Source organism: Mesorhizobium sp. M1E.F.Ca.ET.041.01.1.1 (assembly GCF_003997355.1).
Taxonomy (GTDB): domain Bacteria; phylum Pseudomonadota; class Alphaproteobacteria; order Rhizobiales; family Rhizobiaceae; genus Mesorhizobium.
The window spans coordinates 1-18,254 of sequence record NZ_RZSL01000060.1; the positions used below are offsets into that span (position 1 = coordinate 1).

The following is an 18,254-nucleotide window of genomic DNA, read 5'->3' on the forward strand; positions in this document are numbered from 1 at the left end:
GTTTTAAAGCATGTCTCCCGAAAGTGGGAACCGGTTTCGGGACAAAGACATGCGTAAAATCAAAAACCTAAAGCGCACGGAGCGAACCTGGAAGATCGCGACGCGCTTTAGACGCGCGGTGCCTTCAGGCGTCTCGCGACCCAGAGGTAATCCACGCGCGGGAGACGAATGGGCGGGATGATCGGCTATACGAGTGTTGAAGGCGTCAAGTCGCATTCGAAACACGATGCCCGCGCCGGTGAAAGGCGTCCGCGATAGCACCTATGCCGGCTTGGCGGGTTCGTGCGGGGTCGACATACTTTAGCGGCCGACGCATCTGGCCTGTGTGCGCAATGTCGAGGCGCCAGGCCGAGACAGGCGAACCAGCCTGCCTCGCTTGCCAGCGGCCGCCCGGGCCCCTCCGCTTCGGTTTCGGCGAAGCAAAGGACAGAAAAAGACTTCTTTTTGCGATCCAGCCCGGATGCTCTCTTGCCGAACCTAGAACACGCAAGGCTCGCCTGGGAGGCGACGCATAACAAGAGAGCGGCTGCCGAACCATAGCTTGGCAAGCCACCTGAGTGAGGCCGATGCCGGCAAAGCCATAGGGGAACCACAAAAATGAAGACTTTCCGAAATTGCCTGATGACCGCGGTCAGTGCAGGCCTGCTGGGCTTGGCGCTTTCCGCTCCTGCCAACGCTGGCGCCATTCGCCTCGGCATGACCACCTGGGTAGGCTACGGGCCGCTGTTTCTTGCCCGCGATCTCGGCTACTTCAAGGAAGCCGGCGTCGATGTCGACCTGAAGGTCATTGAAGAATCAGCGCTTTACATGGCGGCGGTCGCCGGTGGCGATCTCGACGGCGCGGCATCCACCGTCGACGAGCTGATGAAGTACCGCTCGGACGAGCTTTGCTTCAAATACGTCCTGGCGCTCGATGACAGCCATGGCGGCGACGGCGTCGTCTCGCAGGCCGACGTCAAGTCGCTGAAGGATTTGAAGGGCCAGCCCGTCGCCTTGAACGAGGGCTCCGTTTCCGAATTCTGGTTCAACGTGCTCCTGAAAAAGGAAGGCATGACCGAGGACGACGTCAGCGTCACCAACATGACCGCCGATGACGCGGCGACGGCCTTCATCGCCGGCCAGGTTCCCGCTGCCGTGACCTGGGAACCGCACCTCACCGAGGTCCGCAAGGGCGGAAAGGGGAAGGTGCTGATCGATTCCACGACCACCCCCGGCCTGATCGTCGACGTGATCGCCCTCAAATGCGACCTGATTGAAAAGCATCCCGAGGACGTGAAGGCCCTCGTCAAGGGCTATTACAAGGCGGTCGAATACATCAAGACCAACCCGGAAAAGGCCTACGAGATCATGGCCAAGGGCATTGGCGGCTATCTCGAAAAGCCCGAGGATTTCGCCGCCGGCGCCAAGGGCGTGCGCTATTATGATCGTGCTCGCAACCTGGAATTCTTCGGCACCCCTGAGAAGAGCGAGGCATCCGACCTGGTGAATTTCGCGCAGGATATCTGGGGCAAGGCCGGCAAGCTGAAGATGACGATCGACGCGAAAACCATCCTCGACACCGATTTCATCAAGGAACAGTGAGCCTATGAGATCACCGGGGCCGGCCCATTCGGGCCGGCCCCGGTTCTCGAAAGCCAGAGTTGGCCGGCCCGTCCGGGCTGGCCCCGTTTCCCGAAAGCGAGAGTGGTCGGCCCGCCTGAGCCGGTCCCGTTTTCTCGAGCGCCAGAATTTCGCGCATAAAATCAACGGAGGCCAACCTATGGCACAGAGGCGGACGGCGTGGACACGCCTGACGACCCCATTCGCCAACATTCCCGCCGGCACGGCAACGACGCTCGCGCTGGCGATGTGGGTGGTCGTGATCGGCGGCTGGGCTCTCCTGTCCTATGGCCGCGTCGTGCCGAACATGTTCCTGCCCACGCCCGGAACCGTGCTCGAGACGACCTATCGCATGTCCCTGGACGGCAGCCTTTTCTACCACACGTTGACCAGCGCCAAGGTGGTGATCCTGGGCTTCATCGTGTCCTCGGTGATCGCGGTGCCGCTCGGGCTATGGATGGGCACCTATCGGGCGGTGCAGGCGCCGCTGGAGCCGCTGGTCAACTTCATCCGCTATCTGCCCGTGACCTCGTTCGTGCCCCTGTTCATCCTATGGATCGGCATCGGCATCGAGCAGCGCATAGCGGTCATCTTCTTCGGCACTTTCTTCCAGCAGCTCGTGATGATCTCCGACTGCGCGCGCGGCGTGTCGAGGGATCTTGTCAACGCCTCCTACACCTTGGGCACCAATCGCAGCGAAGCCGTGTGGCACGTCATTTTCCCTGCCGCACTTCCCGCGATCCTCGACACGCTTCGCGTCACCATGGGCTGGGCCTGGACATATCTGGTTGTGGCCGAGCTCGTCGCCGCGTCGAGCGGTCTTGGCTATATCAGCCTGAAGGCGATGCGCGGCTTCCAGGTCGATGTGATCTTCATGGCGATCGCCGCGATCGGGCTTCTGGGTCTCATCACCGACACGGCATTCCGCATCATCCGGGCAAGGGTCGCGCCATGGGCACCTTGATCTTGAACGCATCCTCGCAAACCGCAGCTGGATCAAGGGTAGTGATGACCGATACCATCGACGCGAACAATCCGGCCGGTACGGCCTATGCAACTGGCGATCCGCGTTCGGCCGGCACCACGATGGCCATCGAAGACGTGACACTGCGTTACGGCGACGCCAACGGCGTGCTGGCGCTGGACGATGTGTCGCTGAAAGTGGCCAGGAACGAATTCTGCGTCATCGTCGGCCCTTCGGGATGCGGCAAATCCAGCCTGCTCTACCTCGCGGCCGGCCTCAACGACGCGACCTCGGGCAGCATCAAAGTCGATGGAAGGGAGGTGATCGAACCCGGCCCCGACAGAGGCATGGTGTTCCAGAGCTACACCTTGTTTCCCTGGCTGACGGTCCGCGCCAACATCGAATACGGGCCGAAACGCAAGGGCCTGCCCGCGGAGCAGCGCAAGCAAATCGTCGACCAGTATCTCAACGAGGTCGGCCTCGCGCCCTTTGCGGATCATTACCCCGCGCAGCTTTCGGGCGGCATGAAGCAACGCGTGGCGATCGCGCGCGCCCTTGCCAACGACCCGGCCGTTCTCTTGATGGACGAGCCCTTCGGCGCCCTCGACAGCCAGACGCGCGGCACCATGCAGAAACTGCTCTTGCGCGTCTGGGAACGGCAGCAGAAGACGGTGCTCTTCGTCACCCACGATATCGACGAGGCGCTGGTTCTGGGCGACCGCGTGCTGGTGATGACGGCCCGGCCCGGCAAGATCAAGGCCGAGATCAAGGTCGACATCCCCCGGCCGCGCTCGATGGACGTGATCCTTGAGCCCGACTTCATCGCGCTCAAGCGCCGCATCCTCGGCCTTTTGCACGACGAGATCGACGAGGATCACTAGAGCAATTCCAGGAAAAGTGTGTAACGGTTTTCCGCCCGGAATTGCGTAAAAACAAATATTTAGAGCAGTTTGGCGTTTCTGTGAAAAGCTGGACTGCTCTAAGAGCAAACAGTTGGGCAGTGCAGCGAAATGCCGAACTGCCCAATTTCGAAAGGCGAGGCGATCTTTACCTTTCGCCGCGATGCGCCGCGCCGAGGATCATCTCCGAAGCCATCTGCCCGATCATCATGCTAGGCGCGTTCGTGTTGCCGCCGATCAGCTTCGGCATGACGGAGGCGTCGGCGACGCGGAGCCCATCCATGCCATGCACCTTCAGCGTCGTCGGATCGACGACGGCCATTGCGTCGGCTCCCATCTTGCAGGTTCCTACCGGGTGGTAGACGGTCAGCGCTTCGGCGCGCAGATAGGCGAGGATTTCGTCGTCGCTGCGGACATCCTTGCCCGGAAGCATCTCCTTGCCGCGCACCTCATCGAACTCGGATGCGGCAAGGATCTTGCGTACGATCTTGATGCCTTCGACCAGCACCTTGGAGTCCTCTTCATCCGCGAAGAAGCGGTGGTCGATGAGGACGTCCCGGCGGGAACTGTCCCGCGACAATTTGATCTCGCCCACGCTTTTCGGTCTGAGCACGCAGGTGTGAATGGCGTAGCCGTGGCCGTACTCGATCAGCCTGCCGCGATGGCTGCGATAGCCCGGCACGAAATGGAACTGGATGTCGGGAAGCCCGTTCGCGTGCCTGGTTTTGGCAAAGCCCCCGGCTTCGACATAGTTGGTGGTGAGCATGCCCTTGCGGCGCGCGAAATACTGGAAGGGTGCGGCCGCCATGCGTGGCAGGTTGGCGATCGACAGGCCGAGCGTCTTGGTGCTCCTGGATCGCACGGTGATCATGCCGTCGACATGATCTTGCAGGTTCTTGCCGACGCCCGGCAGGTCGAGCACCGGCGTGATGCCGATCTGCCGGAGCTCGTCTGCCGGGCCGATGCCGGACGCCATCAGAATCTTGGGCGAGTTGATCGCTCCGGCCGAGAGCACGATCTCGCGGCTGGCCGAGAGTATCTTTTGCTCGCCCTCATGCCGAACGCGCATTCCCGTCGCGCGTCCCTCGGCAACGACAAGGTCGATCACCTCGCATTCGCTGAGCAGCGTCAGGTTCTTGCGATCGAGCACCGGGCGCATGAAAGCGCTGAAGCTGCTGAAGCGCTGACCCCGGTCCTGCGTGACGTTGTAGATGCCGACGCCGAACTGGCTCTCGGCATTGAAGTCCGTATTGGCAGGCAGGCCGGCATTCTGGCCGGCCTTCACGAACATGGTGGAAAGCACGTTCGGATCGCGCGGATTGTCGACCAGCAGCTCTCCGTCGGTGCCGTGATAGCGCGGATCCTGGGCGATCAGATTGCGCTCCAGCTTCTTGAAGACAGGCAGCACGTCGCTGTAGGCCCAGCCGGCGCAGCCGAGCCCGGCCCACTCGTCATAATCCTCGGCGGCGCCGCGAATATAGACCATCGAGTTGATCGAGCTCGATCCGCCCAGCGTCTTGCCGCGGTTGACCGGAATTCTGCGGTTGTTGAGATGAGGCTGCGGCACGCCGACGAAACAATAGTCGTAGTTCGGGTTGCCGTAGAGCGACAGGATGCCCGCCGGCACCTTGACCCGAAGGCTGTTGTCGCTGCCGCCGGCCTCTATCAGGCACACCTTGACCGACGGATCGGCGCTCAGCCGATTGGCCACCACGCAACCGGCCGAACCCGCGCCGACGACGATGTAGTCATAGTTCTCAGTCTTCATGCCCAGCCCTTCGAGGATGTCGGCGCTCGAGGCATGGCGGAACGGGTCGCGCGGAAGCGCATTCCTGTTCCGAAACCAGTTCCGTGCCGACATGTATCCGGCTTCGCCCGTCACCTCATGCAGCGGTGTCGATCGATCCGACCGCTGGAACTCTAGGTGCGCCGATCGGTGCGAGAAATTCGGAAATGGTTACGCGTGACTTCGGAGATTCGTTATGTGCGCCTACCGGCACCTGCTGCTACTTGTCGGCTGCAATAGAGAGACGGTCGGATGGCGCGGCTGCTTGTCCAGAACACGGCGAACGGGGTCACCTTGGGCTGCGTCTACCTGCCGTCGAAAATCGGTTTTCATCCCGCGCGGCGGAAGCTGTCGGATGGTCAGAAAAGGACTGAGCATGTCGGTTGAGACGATAGACACGCTTGTCGTTGGCGGCGGCCAGGCGGGAGTGGCTATGAGCGAGCACCTGACCAAATGCAGGGTGCCTCATCTCATTCTCGAGCGCGGCCGGATCGCCGAGCGCTGGCGCTCACAGCGGTGGGACTCCCTGGTCGCCAATGGCCCGGCCTGGCATGACCGGTTCCCGGGCATGGAATTTGCGCGGACTGGTCCTGACGGCTTTCCCCCCAAGGAAGAGGTCGCCGATTATTTTGTCGCCTACGCGAAGCAGATCGATGCGCCGATCCGCTGCGGCGTGGAGGTCAAGCTCGTGCAAAGAAATGTCGGTCGGCCCGGATTCCGCGTCGAGACGTCGGATGGTGTGATCGAAGCCAACAGCGTCGTCGCCGCGACCGGACCTTTCCAGATCCCCGTCATTCCGCCTGTTGTTCCTGGCGATGCGGGTGTCCTGCAGATCCATTCCAGCGCCTACCGCAACCCCGCGCAGTTGCCGAAAGGCGCAGTGCTGGTGGTCGGCGCGGGATCATCGGGCGTACAGATCGCCGACGAACTCCAACGCGCCGGCAGGCGCGTCTATCTTTCGGTCGGCCCGCACGATCGCCCACCGCGGGCCTATCGCGGGCGCGATTTCTGCTGGTGGCTGGGAGTCCTCGGCAAATGGGATGTCGAAACGCCGGGACCCGGCACCGAACACGTCACGATCGCGGTGAGCGGCGCACGCGGCGGCGAAACGATCGATTTCCGTCGTCTGGCCGCGCAGGGCCTGACCCTGGTCGGCATGACGAAGGCGTATCACGACGGCGTGATGACCTTCGCGCCCGATCTTGCGAACAATATCGCACGCGGCGACGCCAGCCTGATGTCGCTGCTGGACGAAGCCGACGCTTATGTAACGCTGAACGGTCTTGACCTCCCGGAAGAGCCCGCCGCTCGCCGGATCGAGCCCGATCCGGAATGCGTGACCAATCCGATCCGCGAGCTCGATCTGGCCGAAGCCGGCATAGTGTCGATCATCTGGGCGACGGGCTTTGCCGTCGACTACAGCTGGCTGAAGGTCGATGCTTTCGACGAGAAGGGCCGGCCAAGGCACCAGCGCGGCGTCTCGACCGAGCCAGGGATCTATTTCCTTGGTCTGCCCTGGCAGTCGCGAAGAGGGTCGAGTTTTATCTGGGGCGTATGGCACGATGCCAAGCACCTGGCGGACCGCATCTCCACGCAGCGCAAATATCTGGCCTACCACGCTGCAGCGAAGCGCGAGACCGTGGATGCCTGACCAGAGCTGACGACGGCCGCGAGCCCGACCTGATGGAGACAAAGATGGCGCATACGCGAATTCGCCCCTTCAACACCAAGGATACCTATCCCGAGCAGAAGCTCGACAACGATCTCTGCCAGGCGGTGGTCACGCGGGGCGGCCGCACCGTCTATCTGCGCGGCCAATGCCCGCAGGATCTCGATACCGCCAAGAACATCGACAGCCACGATCCGGTCGAGCAGACCCACAAGGTCATGCAAAACATCAAGCAGCTCATCGAGGAATGCGGCGGCACGATGGACCATCTGGTGAAGGTGGTGATCTACCTGACCGATGTCCGGCATCGCGAAGCCGTCTACCGGACGATGGGCGAATACATCAAAGGCGTGCATCCGGTTTCGACCGGCCTGGTCGTGTCGGCCCTCGCTCGGCCGGAATGGCTGGTCGAGATCGACGGCACCGCCGTCATTCCGGACTGAGCGCGATGACCTTTTCCATCGTCGCGCGATGCCGGCGCACGGGCATGTTCGGGGTGGCGGTGTCCTCGTCGTCTCCCGCCGTCGCGGCCCGTTGCGCCTACGCGCAGGCCGGCGTCGGCGCCGTCGCCAGCCAGAACGTCACCGACCCGACGCTTGGGCCTCGGGCATTGGAGTTGATGGCGCGCGGCGCCTCCGCCACTGAGGCCGTCGCGATCCTGAAACGGACCGGAGCTTTCATTGAATACCGGCAGATACTGGCTGTCGACACCGCGGGCGTCAGCGCAATCCATTCAGGGCCGAAGGCACTTGAAATCTGGGCCGAGGCGCGCGGCGAGGACGTCGCCTGCGGCGGCAACCTGCTTGCGAATGACGGCATTCCGCAGGCCATGGTCGATGCCTTCCTCGCCTCCGAAGGCAACCTTGGCGACCGGCTGATCGCCACGATGCGGGCGGCGCTTCATGCTGGCGGCGAGGCAGGGCCTGTCCGCTCCGCCGGCATGAAGCTGGTGCGCGATGTTTCGTGGCCCGTCGCCGACCTGCGTTGCGACTGGACCGAGGAGTGTCCGATCGAGCAGTTGGCAACTTTATGGGAAATCTACAAGCCCCAGCTCGATGCCTACGTCACCCGTGCCCTCAACCCGTCTGACGCGCCGAGTTACGGCGTTCCCGGTGACGAGTAGTCCCGACAGTCTGGAACCGGCATGAGAGACCTCAGCCACAAGGAATGGGTGGGCAAGGCGGCCGCGATCCGTTTCCGCGACAAGGCATTCATCGACGGCAAGCCGGTGCCTGCGCGTTCCCGCCGGACTTTCGCCAGCATCAATCCGGCCACGGAGCGACGTTCGCCGGGGTCGCCTCCAGTCCGGCTTCGGGCGTGATCTATCGCTGCACGTGCTCGACAAATACACGGCGTTGAAGACCACCTGGATCAAGTACCGAGGAGCGGCCGTGACTTGATCACCGGGTGCAAACCGGCAACATAGAACGATGCCGCTCCGCTTTACCCTCAGACAACTCGAATACTTCGTCGCCGTCGGCGAAGCCGGCTCGATCGCCAAGGCGGCCGAGCAGGTGAATGTCTCGCCGCCGTCGATCTCGGCGTCGATAGCCCAGCTCGAAGCGGAATTCGGCGTCCAGCTCTTCGTGCGCAAGCACTCGCATGCACTTGCGCTGACCGCGGGAGGGCGCCTGTTCCTCAAGGAAGCCGCGCGGCTGCTCAACGACGCGGACGCGCTGCACGACATTGCCGGCGATATCGCCGAAAAGGTGCGCGGACCGTTGGCTATCGGCTGCCTGCTCACCTTCGCGCAGATCGTGCTGCCGACGCTGCGCAGGAAATTCGAGGACGCCTATCCGGACGTGCGCGTCAGGCAGTTCGAGCGCAACCAGGGGCAATTGTTCGAGATGCTGCAGCGTGGCGAGATAGACGCAGCACTCACCTACGATCTCGAACTGTCGCAGGACATGACGTTCGAGCCGCTGATGCAACTGCCAGCCTATGTGATGCTGCCGGCCGCGCATCGCCTGGCGGGCAGGGCGAGCATCACGCCGGAGGAACTGGTCGATGAGCCGATGGTGCTTCTCGACCTGCCCTACAGCAGGGAATATTTCCTCTCGGCCTTCCAGCCCAAGGGCCTGCGGCCCAAGATCGCCGAGCGCACCGGCGACATCGCCGTGATGCGCTCGATGGTCGCCAACGGCTTCGGCTACGGTATCGCCAACATGCGGCCGCTCAACACCATGTCGCCGGACGGCAAATTGCTGGTCTTCGTGCCCCTGCTGGGCGACATCAGGCCGCTGACCATGGGAATTGCGCTGCCGAATGCCGAGCACCGCACGCTGACGGTGCAGGCCTTCATCGATCACTGTCGCCGCTTCGTCGTCGAGCAAGGCGTCTTCGGCACCGAACGCATCGTCAAATAGGCGATATCACGGCCAGCCGTCGGCGAGCCGCGACAGCAGCCGCTCCAGCATCCCGTCGCAACGCCGCAACTGTTCAACACTGACAAATTCGTCCGGCTTGTGTCCCTGTGCCATGGAACCCGGTCCGCAGACGACGGCCGGCGTGCCGAGATCGCGGCTGAACAATCCGCCTTCCGTGCCGAAAGCGACTTTCATCGTGTCGTTGGCGCCGGTCAGCGATTTGACGAAGGCCACTGCTTCCGAAGCGGCCGGCGTGTCGAGTCCCGGATAGGTGTTGGTGATCTCGATGTCGATCGCCGCTTCGGCCGCGATCGAAGCGGCGTCGGCGGCAATGCGCGCCGCAGCAATGCGCAGCCTGTCGAGAATGACGGCGGCATCGTCGGCGGCGACGTTGCGGATCTCGAAATCGACCTGGCAAAGGTTGGGCACGATGTTGAGCGCCACGCCGGCATTGATCTTGCCGACATGCACGGTCGTGTAGGGAATGTCGTAATCGCCGTCGCGCGCGCCTTCGCGCGTCAGCCGGTCCTGTTCGTCACGCAAGGAGCGCACGAAGTCGCAGCCGAGATGGATGGCGTTGAGCGCCAGCGGAGCCAGCGCCGAATGGCCTTCTCGCCCCCTGCAGACGGCGCGAGCCGCAAGCTTGCCCTTGTGCCCCGTCGCCACCTGCATGTTGGTCGGCTCGCCGACGATGCACAGCAGCGGGCGTTGCGGCGCAGCACTCAGCATTTCGATCAGGCCGCGCACGCCCAGGCAGCCGACCTCCTCGTCATAGGAGAGCGCGAGATGCAAGGGCGTCCGAAGCGCTATCGTCGAGGCCTTGAGGCAGGCCGCGAGCGCTGAGGCCACAAAGCCCTTCATGTCCGCCGCGCCGCGCCCGTAGAGCTTGCCGTCGCGTTCGGTCATCGCGAATGGAGGCAGCGTCCAGTTCTGTCCGTCGACGGGAACGACGTCGGTATGGCCGGACAGCATGATGCCGGGCTTGTCGGTCGGGCCGATCGTGGCAAAGAGGTTGGCCTTGTGACCGTCGGGGCTGTGAATGATCTGGCAGGCAATGCCATTCGCGCCGAGCAGGTCCGCCGCATAGCCGATGAGGTCGAGGTTCGAATCGCGGCTTACTGTCGGGAAGGCGATCAGCCGTTCGAGTATCCTGATGCTGTCCATCTCTCTTGTCCCGTTGCCGCTGCCGGCGGTGTAGCATCGTGCCGCGGCGGCTCTGAAGTCGCATTTGGCTCAGCCCCGGTTCATTTGAGACTAATCCACGGAAGCACGCGATTAGGCGCGTCCTAATCCGCACAGAAGAAATCCATAGTTTTCCCGCACCCGCCAACCTATGAGTAGTCCCAGCAGCACCCGCAGCGCCAGCCGACAGGAGGGAAGTGATATGCGCGACCCGCGCTACGACATTCTGTTCGAACCGATGAAGATCGGCCCGGTGACGGCCAAGAACCGCTTCTATCAGGTTCCCCACTGCAATGGCGGCGGCTATCGCGATCCGTCGGCCGCGGCCGAGATGCGCCGCACCAAATCGGAAGGCGGATGGGGCGTCATCTTCACCGAGCAGACGGAGATGCATCATACCTCCGAGATCACGCCCTTCATTGAACTGCGGCTATGGGACGACGCCGACATTCCGGCCCTGGCGAAGATGGCGAGAGCCATGCACGAGCACGGCGCGCTGGCCGGCATCCAGCTCGCCTATTCCGGCATCAACGGTCCCAACCTCTACACAAAGGAGGTTCCGCGCGGGCCGTCGGCCCTGCCGATCCGCACCTTCACCAACGACCCGGTGCAGGCGCGCGCCATGGACAAGCAGGATATCCGCGACCTGCGCCGCTGGCACCGCAATGCCTTCAAGCGCGCCAGGCAGGCGGGTTTCGACCTGGTCTGCCTCTACGGCGCGCACGGCTTCGGCATCATCCAGCACTTTCTGTCCACCGCCACCAACCAGCGCGGCGACGAATATGGCGGCTCGCTGGAAAACCGCTCGCGGCTGATGCGCGAGCTGATCGAGGAAGGGCGCGACGCGATCGGCGACACCTGCGGCCTGACGCTCAGGCTGTCGCTGGACGAGATGATCAGTGAGCTTGGCTTCGCCAACTCGGAAGTCCGCGACATGATCGAGATGCATGCCGACCTGCCTGATCTCTGGGATCTTGCCCATGGCGCCTGGGAGGATTGCTCGGGACCGTCGCGCTTCAAGGAAGAGGCCGCGCAGGAGAGCCTCGTCTCCGGCATCAAGAAGCTGACCTCGAAGCCGGTCGTCGGCGTTGGCCGCTTCACTTCGCCCGACGTGATGGTCAGGATGATCAGGTCGGGCACGCTCGACTTCATCGGCTGCGCCCGCCCGTCGATCGCCGATCCCTTTCTGCCGAGGAAGATCGAGGAGGGCCGCATCGAGGACATCCGCGAATGCATCGGCTGCAACATCTGCATCACCGGCGACATGACGATGTCGATCTCGCGCTGCACGCAGAACCCGACCTTCATGGAGGAATGGCGCAAGGGCTGGCATCCGGAGCGCATGCAGGCCAAGGGCGACAGCGACAGCGTGCTGATCGTCGGCGCCGGGCCGGCCGGACTGGAGGCCGCCCGTGCGCTCGGCCTGCGCGGCTACCAGGTGGCCATAGCGGAAGCGGGCACCGAGCTCGGCGGACGCGTGGCGCGCGAGAGCCGGCTTCCGGGCCTGTCGGCCTGGGGCCGGGTGCGCGACTACCGGCAGTATCAGCTCAGCCAGATGCCGAATGTCGACATCTATTTCGCAAGCCGGCTGACGGCCGACGACATCCTGTCCTTCGGATTCCAGAACGTCGCCGTCGCGACCGGATCGACCTGGCGGCGTGACGGCGTCGCGCGCGCCCATGTTGTGCCGATGCCGATCGACGCCGCCATAACGGTCTACACGCCCGACGATCTGATGGACGGCAAGGTGCCGGGCGGCAACGTCGTGCTCTTCGACGACGATCACTACTACATGGGAGGCGTCCTCGCCGAGCTGATGGCGCGTCAGGGCGCAAAGGTGACCCTGGTGACCCCGTCGGCCTATGTCTCGGACTGGACACGCAACACGCTGGAGCAGGGGGCCATCCACCGCCGCCTGGCGGAGCTGGGAGTAGATATCGTCCTCAGCCGGATCGTCGCGAATATAGCCTCAGGCGGCGTCGTGACGGCTTGCGTCTACACCGGCGCGAAACAGGACCTGGCTGCCGATGCCGTCGTTCTGGTCACGTCGCGCAATCAGGACGACGCCGTTTGGCGCGAGCTCAAGGCGCGGGAAAACGAGTGGGCCGGCAATGGCATCCGTTCGGTCAAGGCCATCGGCGACGCCGAAGCGCCGGGACCGATCGCCTGGGCAACCTATGCCGGCCACCGGTTCGCCCGCGAGCTGGACGAACCCGATATCGGCGACGCTCTGCCTTTCCGGCGGGAGGTGGCGGCGCTGGCGGCGGACTAGGCGTTGGAGCTCGATTACGCCGTTCTGCAAGGCGCAAGGTTGCGATTGCGAGGTCCGGCGGCTATGCCGGGGCCCGAGATAGCTGACAGGAAGGTGTAGCCGATGAAAGTCCTTTCCACGTCCAAATCGCATGGCGGCGTCCAGGGCGTCTACTCGCATGCCTCGCAGGCTTGCGCCTGCGACATGACCTTTGCCGTCTTCGCGCCGCCCCAGGCCGCCGAAGGCCATGTGCCGGTCCTTTGGTACCTGTCGGGCCTCACTTGCACGCACGCCAACGTCATGGACAAGGGCGAATACCGCCGCATGGCCGCCGAGCTGGGGCTCGTCATCGTATGCCCCGACACCAGCCCGCGCGGCCCTGATGTGCCGGACGAAAAGGACAATTGGCAGTTCGGCTGCGGCGCCGGCTTCTACCTCGACGCCACGCAGCCGCCTTATGCGAAAAACTACCGCATGTACTCCTACGTCACCGAGGAATTGCCGGCGCTCGTCGCCGCGAATTTTCCGGTCGACATGTCACGCCAGTCGATCTTCGGCCACTCGATGGGCGGGCATGGCGCGCTGACGATCGCGCTGAGGAACCCCGAGCGCTTCCGGAGCTGCTCGGCTTTCGCGCCGATCGTGCAGCCGACGACGGCGGGCTGGTCTCGGCCGGCATTCGAGAAATATCTGGGACCGGACGAAAGGAGCTGGCGCGCCTATGACGCCACGCTTCTCATCGAGGATGGCTGTCGTTACGGTGAGCTGCTCGTCGACCAGGGCACGGCCGACGGCTTCCTGCAGGATGGCTTGCGCCCATGGCTGCTCGAGGACGCCTGCAGGAAGGCGGGCATCGCGCTGACGCTGCGCATGCAGGAAGGCTACGACCATTCCTACAACTTCATCTCGACCTTCATGGACGACCATCTGAAGTGGCACGCGGCGCGACTGGCGAGGTAGCGGAAGCAAGCCGGCGCCGGTGGTAAGCTTCAGATCAGAATCTCGGCCCCGCCACCATCCGCGCGACCCGCGCCATGTCCGCGCTCATCTCGCGGTCGTCGTCGAGCGGGGCGACGAGCGCGCGCACGGCGGCATAGCTGCGTTGCGGGCCTTCGCCCATGCTGTCGACCACGCCGCGCAATTCCACGCCTGTCGCCGCGAAAATCAGTTCCATCGCAACGAGGTAGCGCAGGCGCTCGATGATGCCGGCGGTCTTGGCCACCACCCGGGGCGCCATCGACGACTGGTCCTCGATGCCGTCCGAGACCGCGAGCGGGCTGAGCGACATCGGATTGGCGAGGTGCCGGATCTCGGCCTCCAGTGCCGCGACCGGTTTCTGCAGTTCCGCGTAGCCCTGGCGGCTCCCGCCCCTGGCCGACAAGAAGCGCGGCAGTTCCGCCACCGTCGGCGACATCAGCTTCATCGAGCGGTTGGCGGTGGCGACCGCGCAATGCGCCAGAGCCTGGCCAAGCTGTTCCCAGGCCAGCGTGAAGGCCGTGAGGTCGAAATTGCCGTTTGAAACCACCCGCTCAGCCGCCGGCAGGATCACCGGGTTGTCGCCGGAATGGCCGAGCTCGATCTCCGTCGCCAGCCTGGCCTGCTCGAATGCGTTGAGCAGGCCGCCCCACACCTGCGGCACGCAGCGGAAACTGAGCGGGTCCTGCAGGCGCCGCGCGGCGGTCTCGTGCCAAAGCCCGCTTCCGGACAGTTCCGCCCTGAGCCGCGCGCCGATCTCGCATTGCCCGAATGCCGGCCGCGCAGCCAACGCATCCTCGTCGATTGCCTTGAGGGTGGAGCGGAACGCCTCGTAGTTGAGGGCCACGGCCGCCAGCGACCAGTCGATGAGGCAGGCGACGTCTTCGAGCGCCAGGCACGCCGTTCCGGTGGAAAGGCTGTTCGCCACGATGATGGCGTGGCCGTCCTTTTCACGCAGGTCGAGCGGCTCGAGCCCGGCAAGCTTCAGCGCTTCGGCCGCCGGCATGATCCTGCCCTGGAATTCGGCCTCGCCGTCGCCACCGAGCGCCCTCGCCATATGGCCGAGAGGAGCAAGGTCGGCCGCCCCGATCGATCCCCAACTGGGTATCACCGGGTGGACACCGGCGTTGAGCGCCGCAAGCAGGCCCATGACAACCCGCTCGGAGGCGCCGGTGCCGCCGGCGGCCATGCCGCAAATGCGCGCCGTCATCAGCGCCCGCACCGCCTCAGTCGGCAGGGCCGGGCCGGCGCCCATCGAGTGGCTGAGCGGCACGCTGTGCTGGAAGGCGATCAGATCGGCCTCGGCAAGCGGGGTGTCGACACAGGCGCCAAGGCCGGTGGTGACGCCGTAGAGCGGCTTGCCGAGCTGGGTGAGGCGCTCGATGAGCGCGCGGCTGGCGCGGATGCGGCGCATGGCCTCCTCGCCCAGCACGAGGCGGGCGTTGCGCCGCGCGATCTCGGCGACATCGGCCGCGCTGAGCGGCCTGGCGTCAAGGACTATCACCCTGGCTGTCATGTCCTTGCATCTATCCCAAGATCGGTGCCGCGCAAATGTGCCACGCCGCTCCTCGACACGGCGCAGTGTCATTGCGGCGCCTGTGCCTCTGGAGTATTTTAGAACTTGATTGGATGAGACGCACGACCGCCGTCGTTATGGATGCGGTCTGCTTCGATCCCGGCAGATTGTGAACTCTTTAACAGACCTCGGCGCCGCAAGCTGCATTGCTGCGGGCGACAGGTCATAGCAGTTAAGGATTTGCCATGCTGCGATGCTGCGCGTTCCTTGCAGCCTTGATCCTCGTGGGCTTCACGCCGTTCGAAGCCCATGCCGATCGCCGGGTTGCCTTTGTGATCGGCAATTCCGAATACCGCGACATCCCGGCCCTCAAGAACCCGGACAAGGATGCCGAGGATGTGTCGAACACGTTCCGGCTGGCCGGCTTCGACGTGTTCGTCGCCAAGGACCTCACCAAGCTTCAGTTCGAGGAGCAGTTCCGCAACTATCTCGCCGCGGCCGACGGCGCGGATTTGGCGGTCGTTTATTATTCCGGCCACGGCTTTCAGATCGGCGGCGAGAATTTCCTGATCCCGGTCGATGCCTCGCTGAAGGCCGCGGCCGACATAGAGGTCCAGGCCATCAAGCTCGACGACGTGCTGGAGCAACTGCGCTCCAAATCGAAGATCCAAGTGATCATCCTCGATGCCTGCCGCAACAATCCCTTCCCGCGCAAGGACTATTGGCTGCGGGACCAGCTGATCGCGGCCGGCGGCAGCGGCCTTGCGCAGGTGAAGAGCTCCTTGAATACGCTGATCGCCTTCGCCACCGAGCCGGGCGCGGTCGCCTATGACGGAACCGGCGACCTCAGCCCCTTCTCGTCCGCCTTTTCCCGCCGCGCGCTGGCGCCCAACCAGGAGATACGCACGGTGATGGCGGCGGTTCGCCGCGACGTGGTCAAGGCCACTGACGGCAAGCAGGTTCCGTGGGAAAACTCCTCGCTGATCGACGAGGTCGTGCTGATGCGCCGCGCCAGCCGCCCGGCGCTGCCGCCGGTGCTGGAAAAGGTCGTGCCGTCGGGCGTCGGGCCCGTCGCGCTGGACCTGCCAGAACCGGTCGATGTCGACGGCGGTGCAATCACCGTCAGCATCGAACGGCCGCCTGCGCTTGGACGACTGATGCTGGACGGCAAGCCTGTCGCAACGGGCGAGCCGATCGCCGGCAAGGATCTGCCGCGCCTCGAGATGGACGTGCCGAAGGGCTCCGGCGCGCAGGAAGAGGTCGACATGCTGGCCTATGCCACGCGCGACAATTGGGGCGGCGGATCCCAGGGCATACTGGTGTTCCGCGTCAAGAATGGCGAGGGCGCCGAGGGGCAGCAGCTCATGGCCTCGCTCGAGGCCGAACAGAAGCAGCAGGTGATGGAGCGCGGCATCCATATCGCCGGCGCCGCCGAGGCGATCGAAAAGCGCGATATTGCCGTCCCGGTCGGCGTCGGCCCGGTGCCGCTGAAGCTGGAATTCCCGACAAAGGATCCGGCGGTCAGCCTGAAGCTCGCCAGCTATCCGGCAACGGGAACGCTGTCTCTGCCGGATCGAACCCTGACTCCGGATTCCAGCCTGATGGCCGATGAAGTCGACCATTTGCGCTATGAACCGCAGATAGGCGAAGCCAAGCCACTCATAGTCGGCGTCGAGATCAGGGCTGACAACGCTACGTCAAAGCAGGCAACGATGAAGCTGTCGCCAAGCGTCGAGCCCTGCGACAGGGAGGCCGGCGAGCCTCTCGACCTGCAGGGCGTCGTTCCCGGCCTGCTGCCGAACGAAATCAGCAGCAACGCCGTGGACGTCTGCCGGGCGGCGGTGAAAGCCTATCCGGACGTCGCCCGCTTCCGTTACGAGCTCGGGCGGGCGCTGCTTGTGGTCGGCAAGGTCGACGAGGCCAAGAAGGCGATCCAGGAGGCTGCCGACAAGGGGCATGTCCGCGCGGTGTTCGAGCTTGGCTACCTCAACGCGACGGGAACGGGAATGCCCGCCAACCGCAAGCAGGCCAACACCTTCTACGCAGCAGCGTCCGACAAGGGCGATCCCTATGGGATGACCTCGTGGGGTCGCGCCCTGTTCAACGGCTACGGCGTCGAGCGTGACACCACCAAGGGACTGGACCTGCTGCTGAAGGCGGCGGCGATGGGGCACACCTATGCCATGAACGATCTCGCCGCGATCTTCACGGAAGGTCGTAACGGCGTGCCTGCCGATCCGGCCCGCGCCGTTGCCTTCCTCAAGGCCGGCGTCGAACGGCAGGACATGTATTCGATGAACCTGCTCGGCCGCAATTATCTCACCGGCACCGGGGTCGAGAAGGATCCGAAGCAGGCGCAGTCGCTTTTCCAGAAATCCATGGATCTCGGCCAGCCCTACGCTCCCGGCAGCCTTGCGCGCATGTACAGGGACGGCGTCGGGGTGCAGCAGGATCTTGCCGAAGCGCAAAAGCTGTTCGAGCTGGCGACCGATCGCGGCGATCAGTCGGCTGCGTATGATCGCGCGGCTCTGGAGATGCAAAGAGGCGACAAGGCCGACCAGGCGGTTGCCGTGCGCTACCTCGCTTTCGCGGCCGCGCTCGATCTTCGCAACGAAATTCCGGACGCAAAAGCCACGCTGGCGAAATTCGGAGCCAAGGCGAAAACGGCGGCCCTGAAACAGATGCGTGGGGAACTCAAGTCGAAGATTTCGGCGGACGGCTCGTTGGACGATCAACTGGTCAAGACGGCCAGGGCGGTCTGGGAACAAGCCAACCCGCGTCGGGATTTGTTCTGATCAGCAAGGAGGCAATGTGGTGGGTTGGGCATCGAAACACGCAATCGTTGCAACGATCTTATCCGGCGCTGTCGCTGTCTCGGGGTGCACGACGGTGATGCCGAGGGTCGAGCCGGCGCCGACGGCGAAGTATAAGACGAAGGTCGTTCGCACGACGACAACGCCAAAGGTCGTCAAGCGGAAGAAGGTCACCGCCAAGAAATTGATCAAGCCCATGCAAAACGAAACCGCGCCTGTCATTGCGCCCTTGGG

The 18,254-nt window shown here is 64.1% G+C and carries 15 protein-coding genes; 11 read left to right on the forward strand and 4 right to left on the reverse strand.

Features of this window, described 5'->3' with window-relative positions; genetic code table 11:
- The first annotated feature begins 597 nt into the window (after nt 1–597).
- From EOA38_RS07920 to EOA38_RS07930, 3 genes are all read left to right on the forward strand, one after another.
- Nucleotides 598–1,581 carry an ABC transporter substrate-binding protein gene (locus EOA38_RS07920; protein WP_126095542.1) on the forward strand — a complete coding sequence of 328 codons (984 nt, stop codon included), beginning with the start codon at nt 598–600 and terminating at the stop codon, nt 1,579–1,581.
- A 178-nt stretch (nt 1,582–1,759) separates the two neighbouring features.
- Nucleotides 1,760–2,563, forward strand: a complete 804-nt coding sequence (locus EOA38_RS07925) for an ABC transporter permease (RefSeq protein ID WP_126095541.1) — start codon at nt 1,760–1,762, stop codon at nt 2,561–2,563.
- 122 nt (nt 2,564–2,685) lie between these two features.
- Nucleotides 2,686–3,444, forward strand: coding sequence for an ABC transporter ATP-binding protein (locus EOA38_RS07930; RefSeq protein ID WP_198540192.1), 759 nt, complete (start codon nt 2,686–2,688; stop codon nt 3,442–3,444).
- 166 nt (nt 3,445–3,610) lie between these two features.
- On the opposite strand, the gene EOA38_RS07940 is transcribed toward EOA38_RS07930, so the two are convergent.
- A complete protein-coding gene (locus tag EOA38_RS07940) occupies nt 3,611–5,323 on the reverse strand; it encodes a GMC family oxidoreductase N-terminal domain-containing protein (RefSeq protein WP_245480791.1) in 1,713 nt (570 codons plus the stop codon).
- A 301-nt stretch (nt 5,324–5,624) separates the two neighbouring features.
- Here EOA38_RS07940 and EOA38_RS07945 point away from each other — a divergent pair, with 301 nt between their 5' ends.
- The 5 genes from EOA38_RS07945 to EOA38_RS07960 all read left to right on the forward strand — a co-directional run bounded on the left by EOA38_RS07945 (nt 5,625) and on the right by EOA38_RS07960 (nt 9,283).
- Nucleotides 5,625–6,899 (forward strand): NAD(P)/FAD-dependent oxidoreductase, encoded by a 1,275-nt coding sequence (locus tag EOA38_RS07945; RefSeq protein WP_126095538.1) that lies wholly within the window; start codon nt 5,625–5,627, stop codon nt 6,897–6,899.
- A 44-nt stretch (nt 6,900–6,943) separates the two neighbouring features.
- A complete protein-coding gene (locus tag EOA38_RS07950) occupies nt 6,944–7,360 on the forward strand; it encodes a RidA family protein (RefSeq protein WP_127298895.1) in 417 nt (138 codons plus the stop codon).
- A gap of 5 nt (nt 7,361–7,365) precedes the next feature.
- Nucleotides 7,366–8,040 carry a DUF1028 domain-containing protein gene (locus EOA38_RS07955; RefSeq protein WP_126095536.1) on the forward strand — a complete coding sequence of 225 codons (675 nt, stop codon included), beginning with the start codon at nt 7,366–7,368 and terminating at the stop codon, nt 8,038–8,040.
- 21 nt (nt 8,041–8,061) lie between these two features.
- Complete coding sequence (locus EOA38_RS39040) at nt 8,062–8,238, forward strand: hypothetical protein (RefSeq protein WP_189350756.1); 177 nt, start codon at nt 8,062–8,064, stop codon at nt 8,236–8,238.
- Between the two features lie 109 nt (nt 8,239–8,347).
- Nucleotides 8,348–9,283, forward strand: coding sequence for a LysR family transcriptional regulator (locus EOA38_RS07960; RefSeq protein WP_126095535.1), 936 nt, complete (start codon nt 8,348–8,350; stop codon nt 9,281–9,283).
- Nucleotides 9,284–9,289: 6 nt separating this feature from the next.
- On the opposite strand, the gene argE is transcribed toward EOA38_RS07960, so the two are convergent.
- The gene (gene argE, locus EOA38_RS07965) at nt 9,290–10,447 is read right to left on the reverse strand and encodes an acetylornithine deacetylase (protein WP_126095534.1); all 1,158 of its coding nucleotides are present in this window, start codon (nt 10,445–10,447) and stop codon (nt 9,290–9,292) included.
- Between the two features lie 220 nt (nt 10,448–10,667).
- Between argE and EOA38_RS07970 the strand changes: the two genes are divergently transcribed.
- Nucleotides 10,668–12,737: an NAD(P)-binding protein gene (locus EOA38_RS07970; RefSeq protein ID WP_127298896.1), complete on the forward strand. Its 2,070-nt coding sequence runs from the start codon at nt 10,668–10,670 to the stop codon at nt 12,735–12,737.
- 102 nt (nt 12,738–12,839) lie between these two features.
- The gene (gene fghA, locus EOA38_RS07975; RefSeq protein ID WP_127220549.1) at nt 12,840–13,676 is read left to right on the forward strand and encodes an S-formylglutathione hydrolase; all 837 of its coding nucleotides are present in this window, start codon (nt 12,840–12,842) and stop codon (nt 13,674–13,676) included.
- A 34-nt stretch (nt 13,677–13,710) separates the two neighbouring features.
- On the opposite strand, the gene hutH is transcribed toward fghA, so the two are convergent.
- Nucleotides 13,711–15,207 (reverse strand): histidine ammonia-lyase, encoded by a 1,497-nt coding sequence (hutH, locus tag EOA38_RS07980; RefSeq protein ID WP_127220547.1) that lies wholly within the window; start codon nt 15,205–15,207, stop codon nt 13,711–13,713.
- 245 nt (nt 15,208–15,452) lie between these two features.
- On the opposite strand from hutH, the gene EOA38_RS07985 reads away from it, so the two are divergent.
- Nucleotides 15,453–18,002 (forward strand): caspase family protein, encoded by a 2,550-nt coding sequence (locus tag EOA38_RS07985; protein ID WP_127298897.1) that lies wholly within the window; start codon nt 15,453–15,455, stop codon nt 18,000–18,002.
- Here EOA38_RS07985 and EOA38_RS07990 read toward each other — a convergent pair.
- Nucleotides 18,003–18,254 (reverse strand): hypothetical protein (locus tag EOA38_RS07990; protein ID WP_210212956.1); only part of this gene is annotated, 252 nt, incomplete at its 5' end. It abuts the gene before it with no gap.

Coding starts and splice junctions, on each gene's coding strand:
- EOA38_RS07920 (WP_126095542.1), top strand. CDS start 598: ATGAAGACTTTCCGAAATTGCCTGATGACCGCGGTCAGTGCAGGCCTG.
- EOA38_RS07925 (WP_126095541.1), top strand. CDS start 1,760: ATGGCACAGAGGCGGACGGCGTGGACACGCCTGACGACCCCATTCGCC.
- EOA38_RS07930 (WP_198540192.1), top strand. CDS start 2,686: ATGGCCATCGAAGACGTGACACTGCGTTACGGCGACGCCAACGGCGTG.
- EOA38_RS07940 (WP_245480791.1), bottom strand. CDS start 5,323: ATGTCGGCACGGAACTGGTTTCGGAACAGGAATGCGCTTCCGCGCGAC.
- EOA38_RS07945 (WP_126095538.1), top strand. CDS start 5,625: ATGTCGGTTGAGACGATAGACACGCTTGTCGTTGGCGGCGGCCAGGCG.
- EOA38_RS07950 (WP_127298895.1), top strand. CDS start 6,944: ATGGCGCATACGCGAATTCGCCCCTTCAACACCAAGGATACCTATCCC.
- EOA38_RS07955 (WP_126095536.1), top strand. CDS start 7,366: ATGACCTTTTCCATCGTCGCGCGATGCCGGCGCACGGGCATGTTCGGG.
- EOA38_RS39040 (WP_189350756.1), top strand. CDS start 8,062: ATGAGAGACCTCAGCCACAAGGAATGGGTGGGCAAGGCGGCCGCGATC.
- EOA38_RS07960 (WP_126095535.1), top strand. CDS start 8,348: ATGCCGCTCCGCTTTACCCTCAGACAACTCGAATACTTCGTCGCCGTC.
- argE (WP_126095534.1), bottom strand. CDS start 10,447: ATGGACAGCATCAGGATACTCGAACGGCTGATCGCCTTCCCGACAGTA.
- EOA38_RS07970 (WP_127298896.1), top strand. CDS start 10,668: ATGCGCGACCCGCGCTACGACATTCTGTTCGAACCGATGAAGATCGGC.
- fghA (WP_127220549.1), top strand. CDS start 12,840: ATGAAAGTCCTTTCCACGTCCAAATCGCATGGCGGCGTCCAGGGCGTC.
- hutH (WP_127220547.1), bottom strand. CDS start 15,207: ATGACAGCCAGGGTGATAGTCCTTGACGCCAGGCCGCTCAGCGCGGCC.
- EOA38_RS07985 (WP_127298897.1), top strand. CDS start 15,453: ATGCTGCGATGCTGCGCGTTCCTTGCAGCCTTGATCCTCGTGGGCTTC.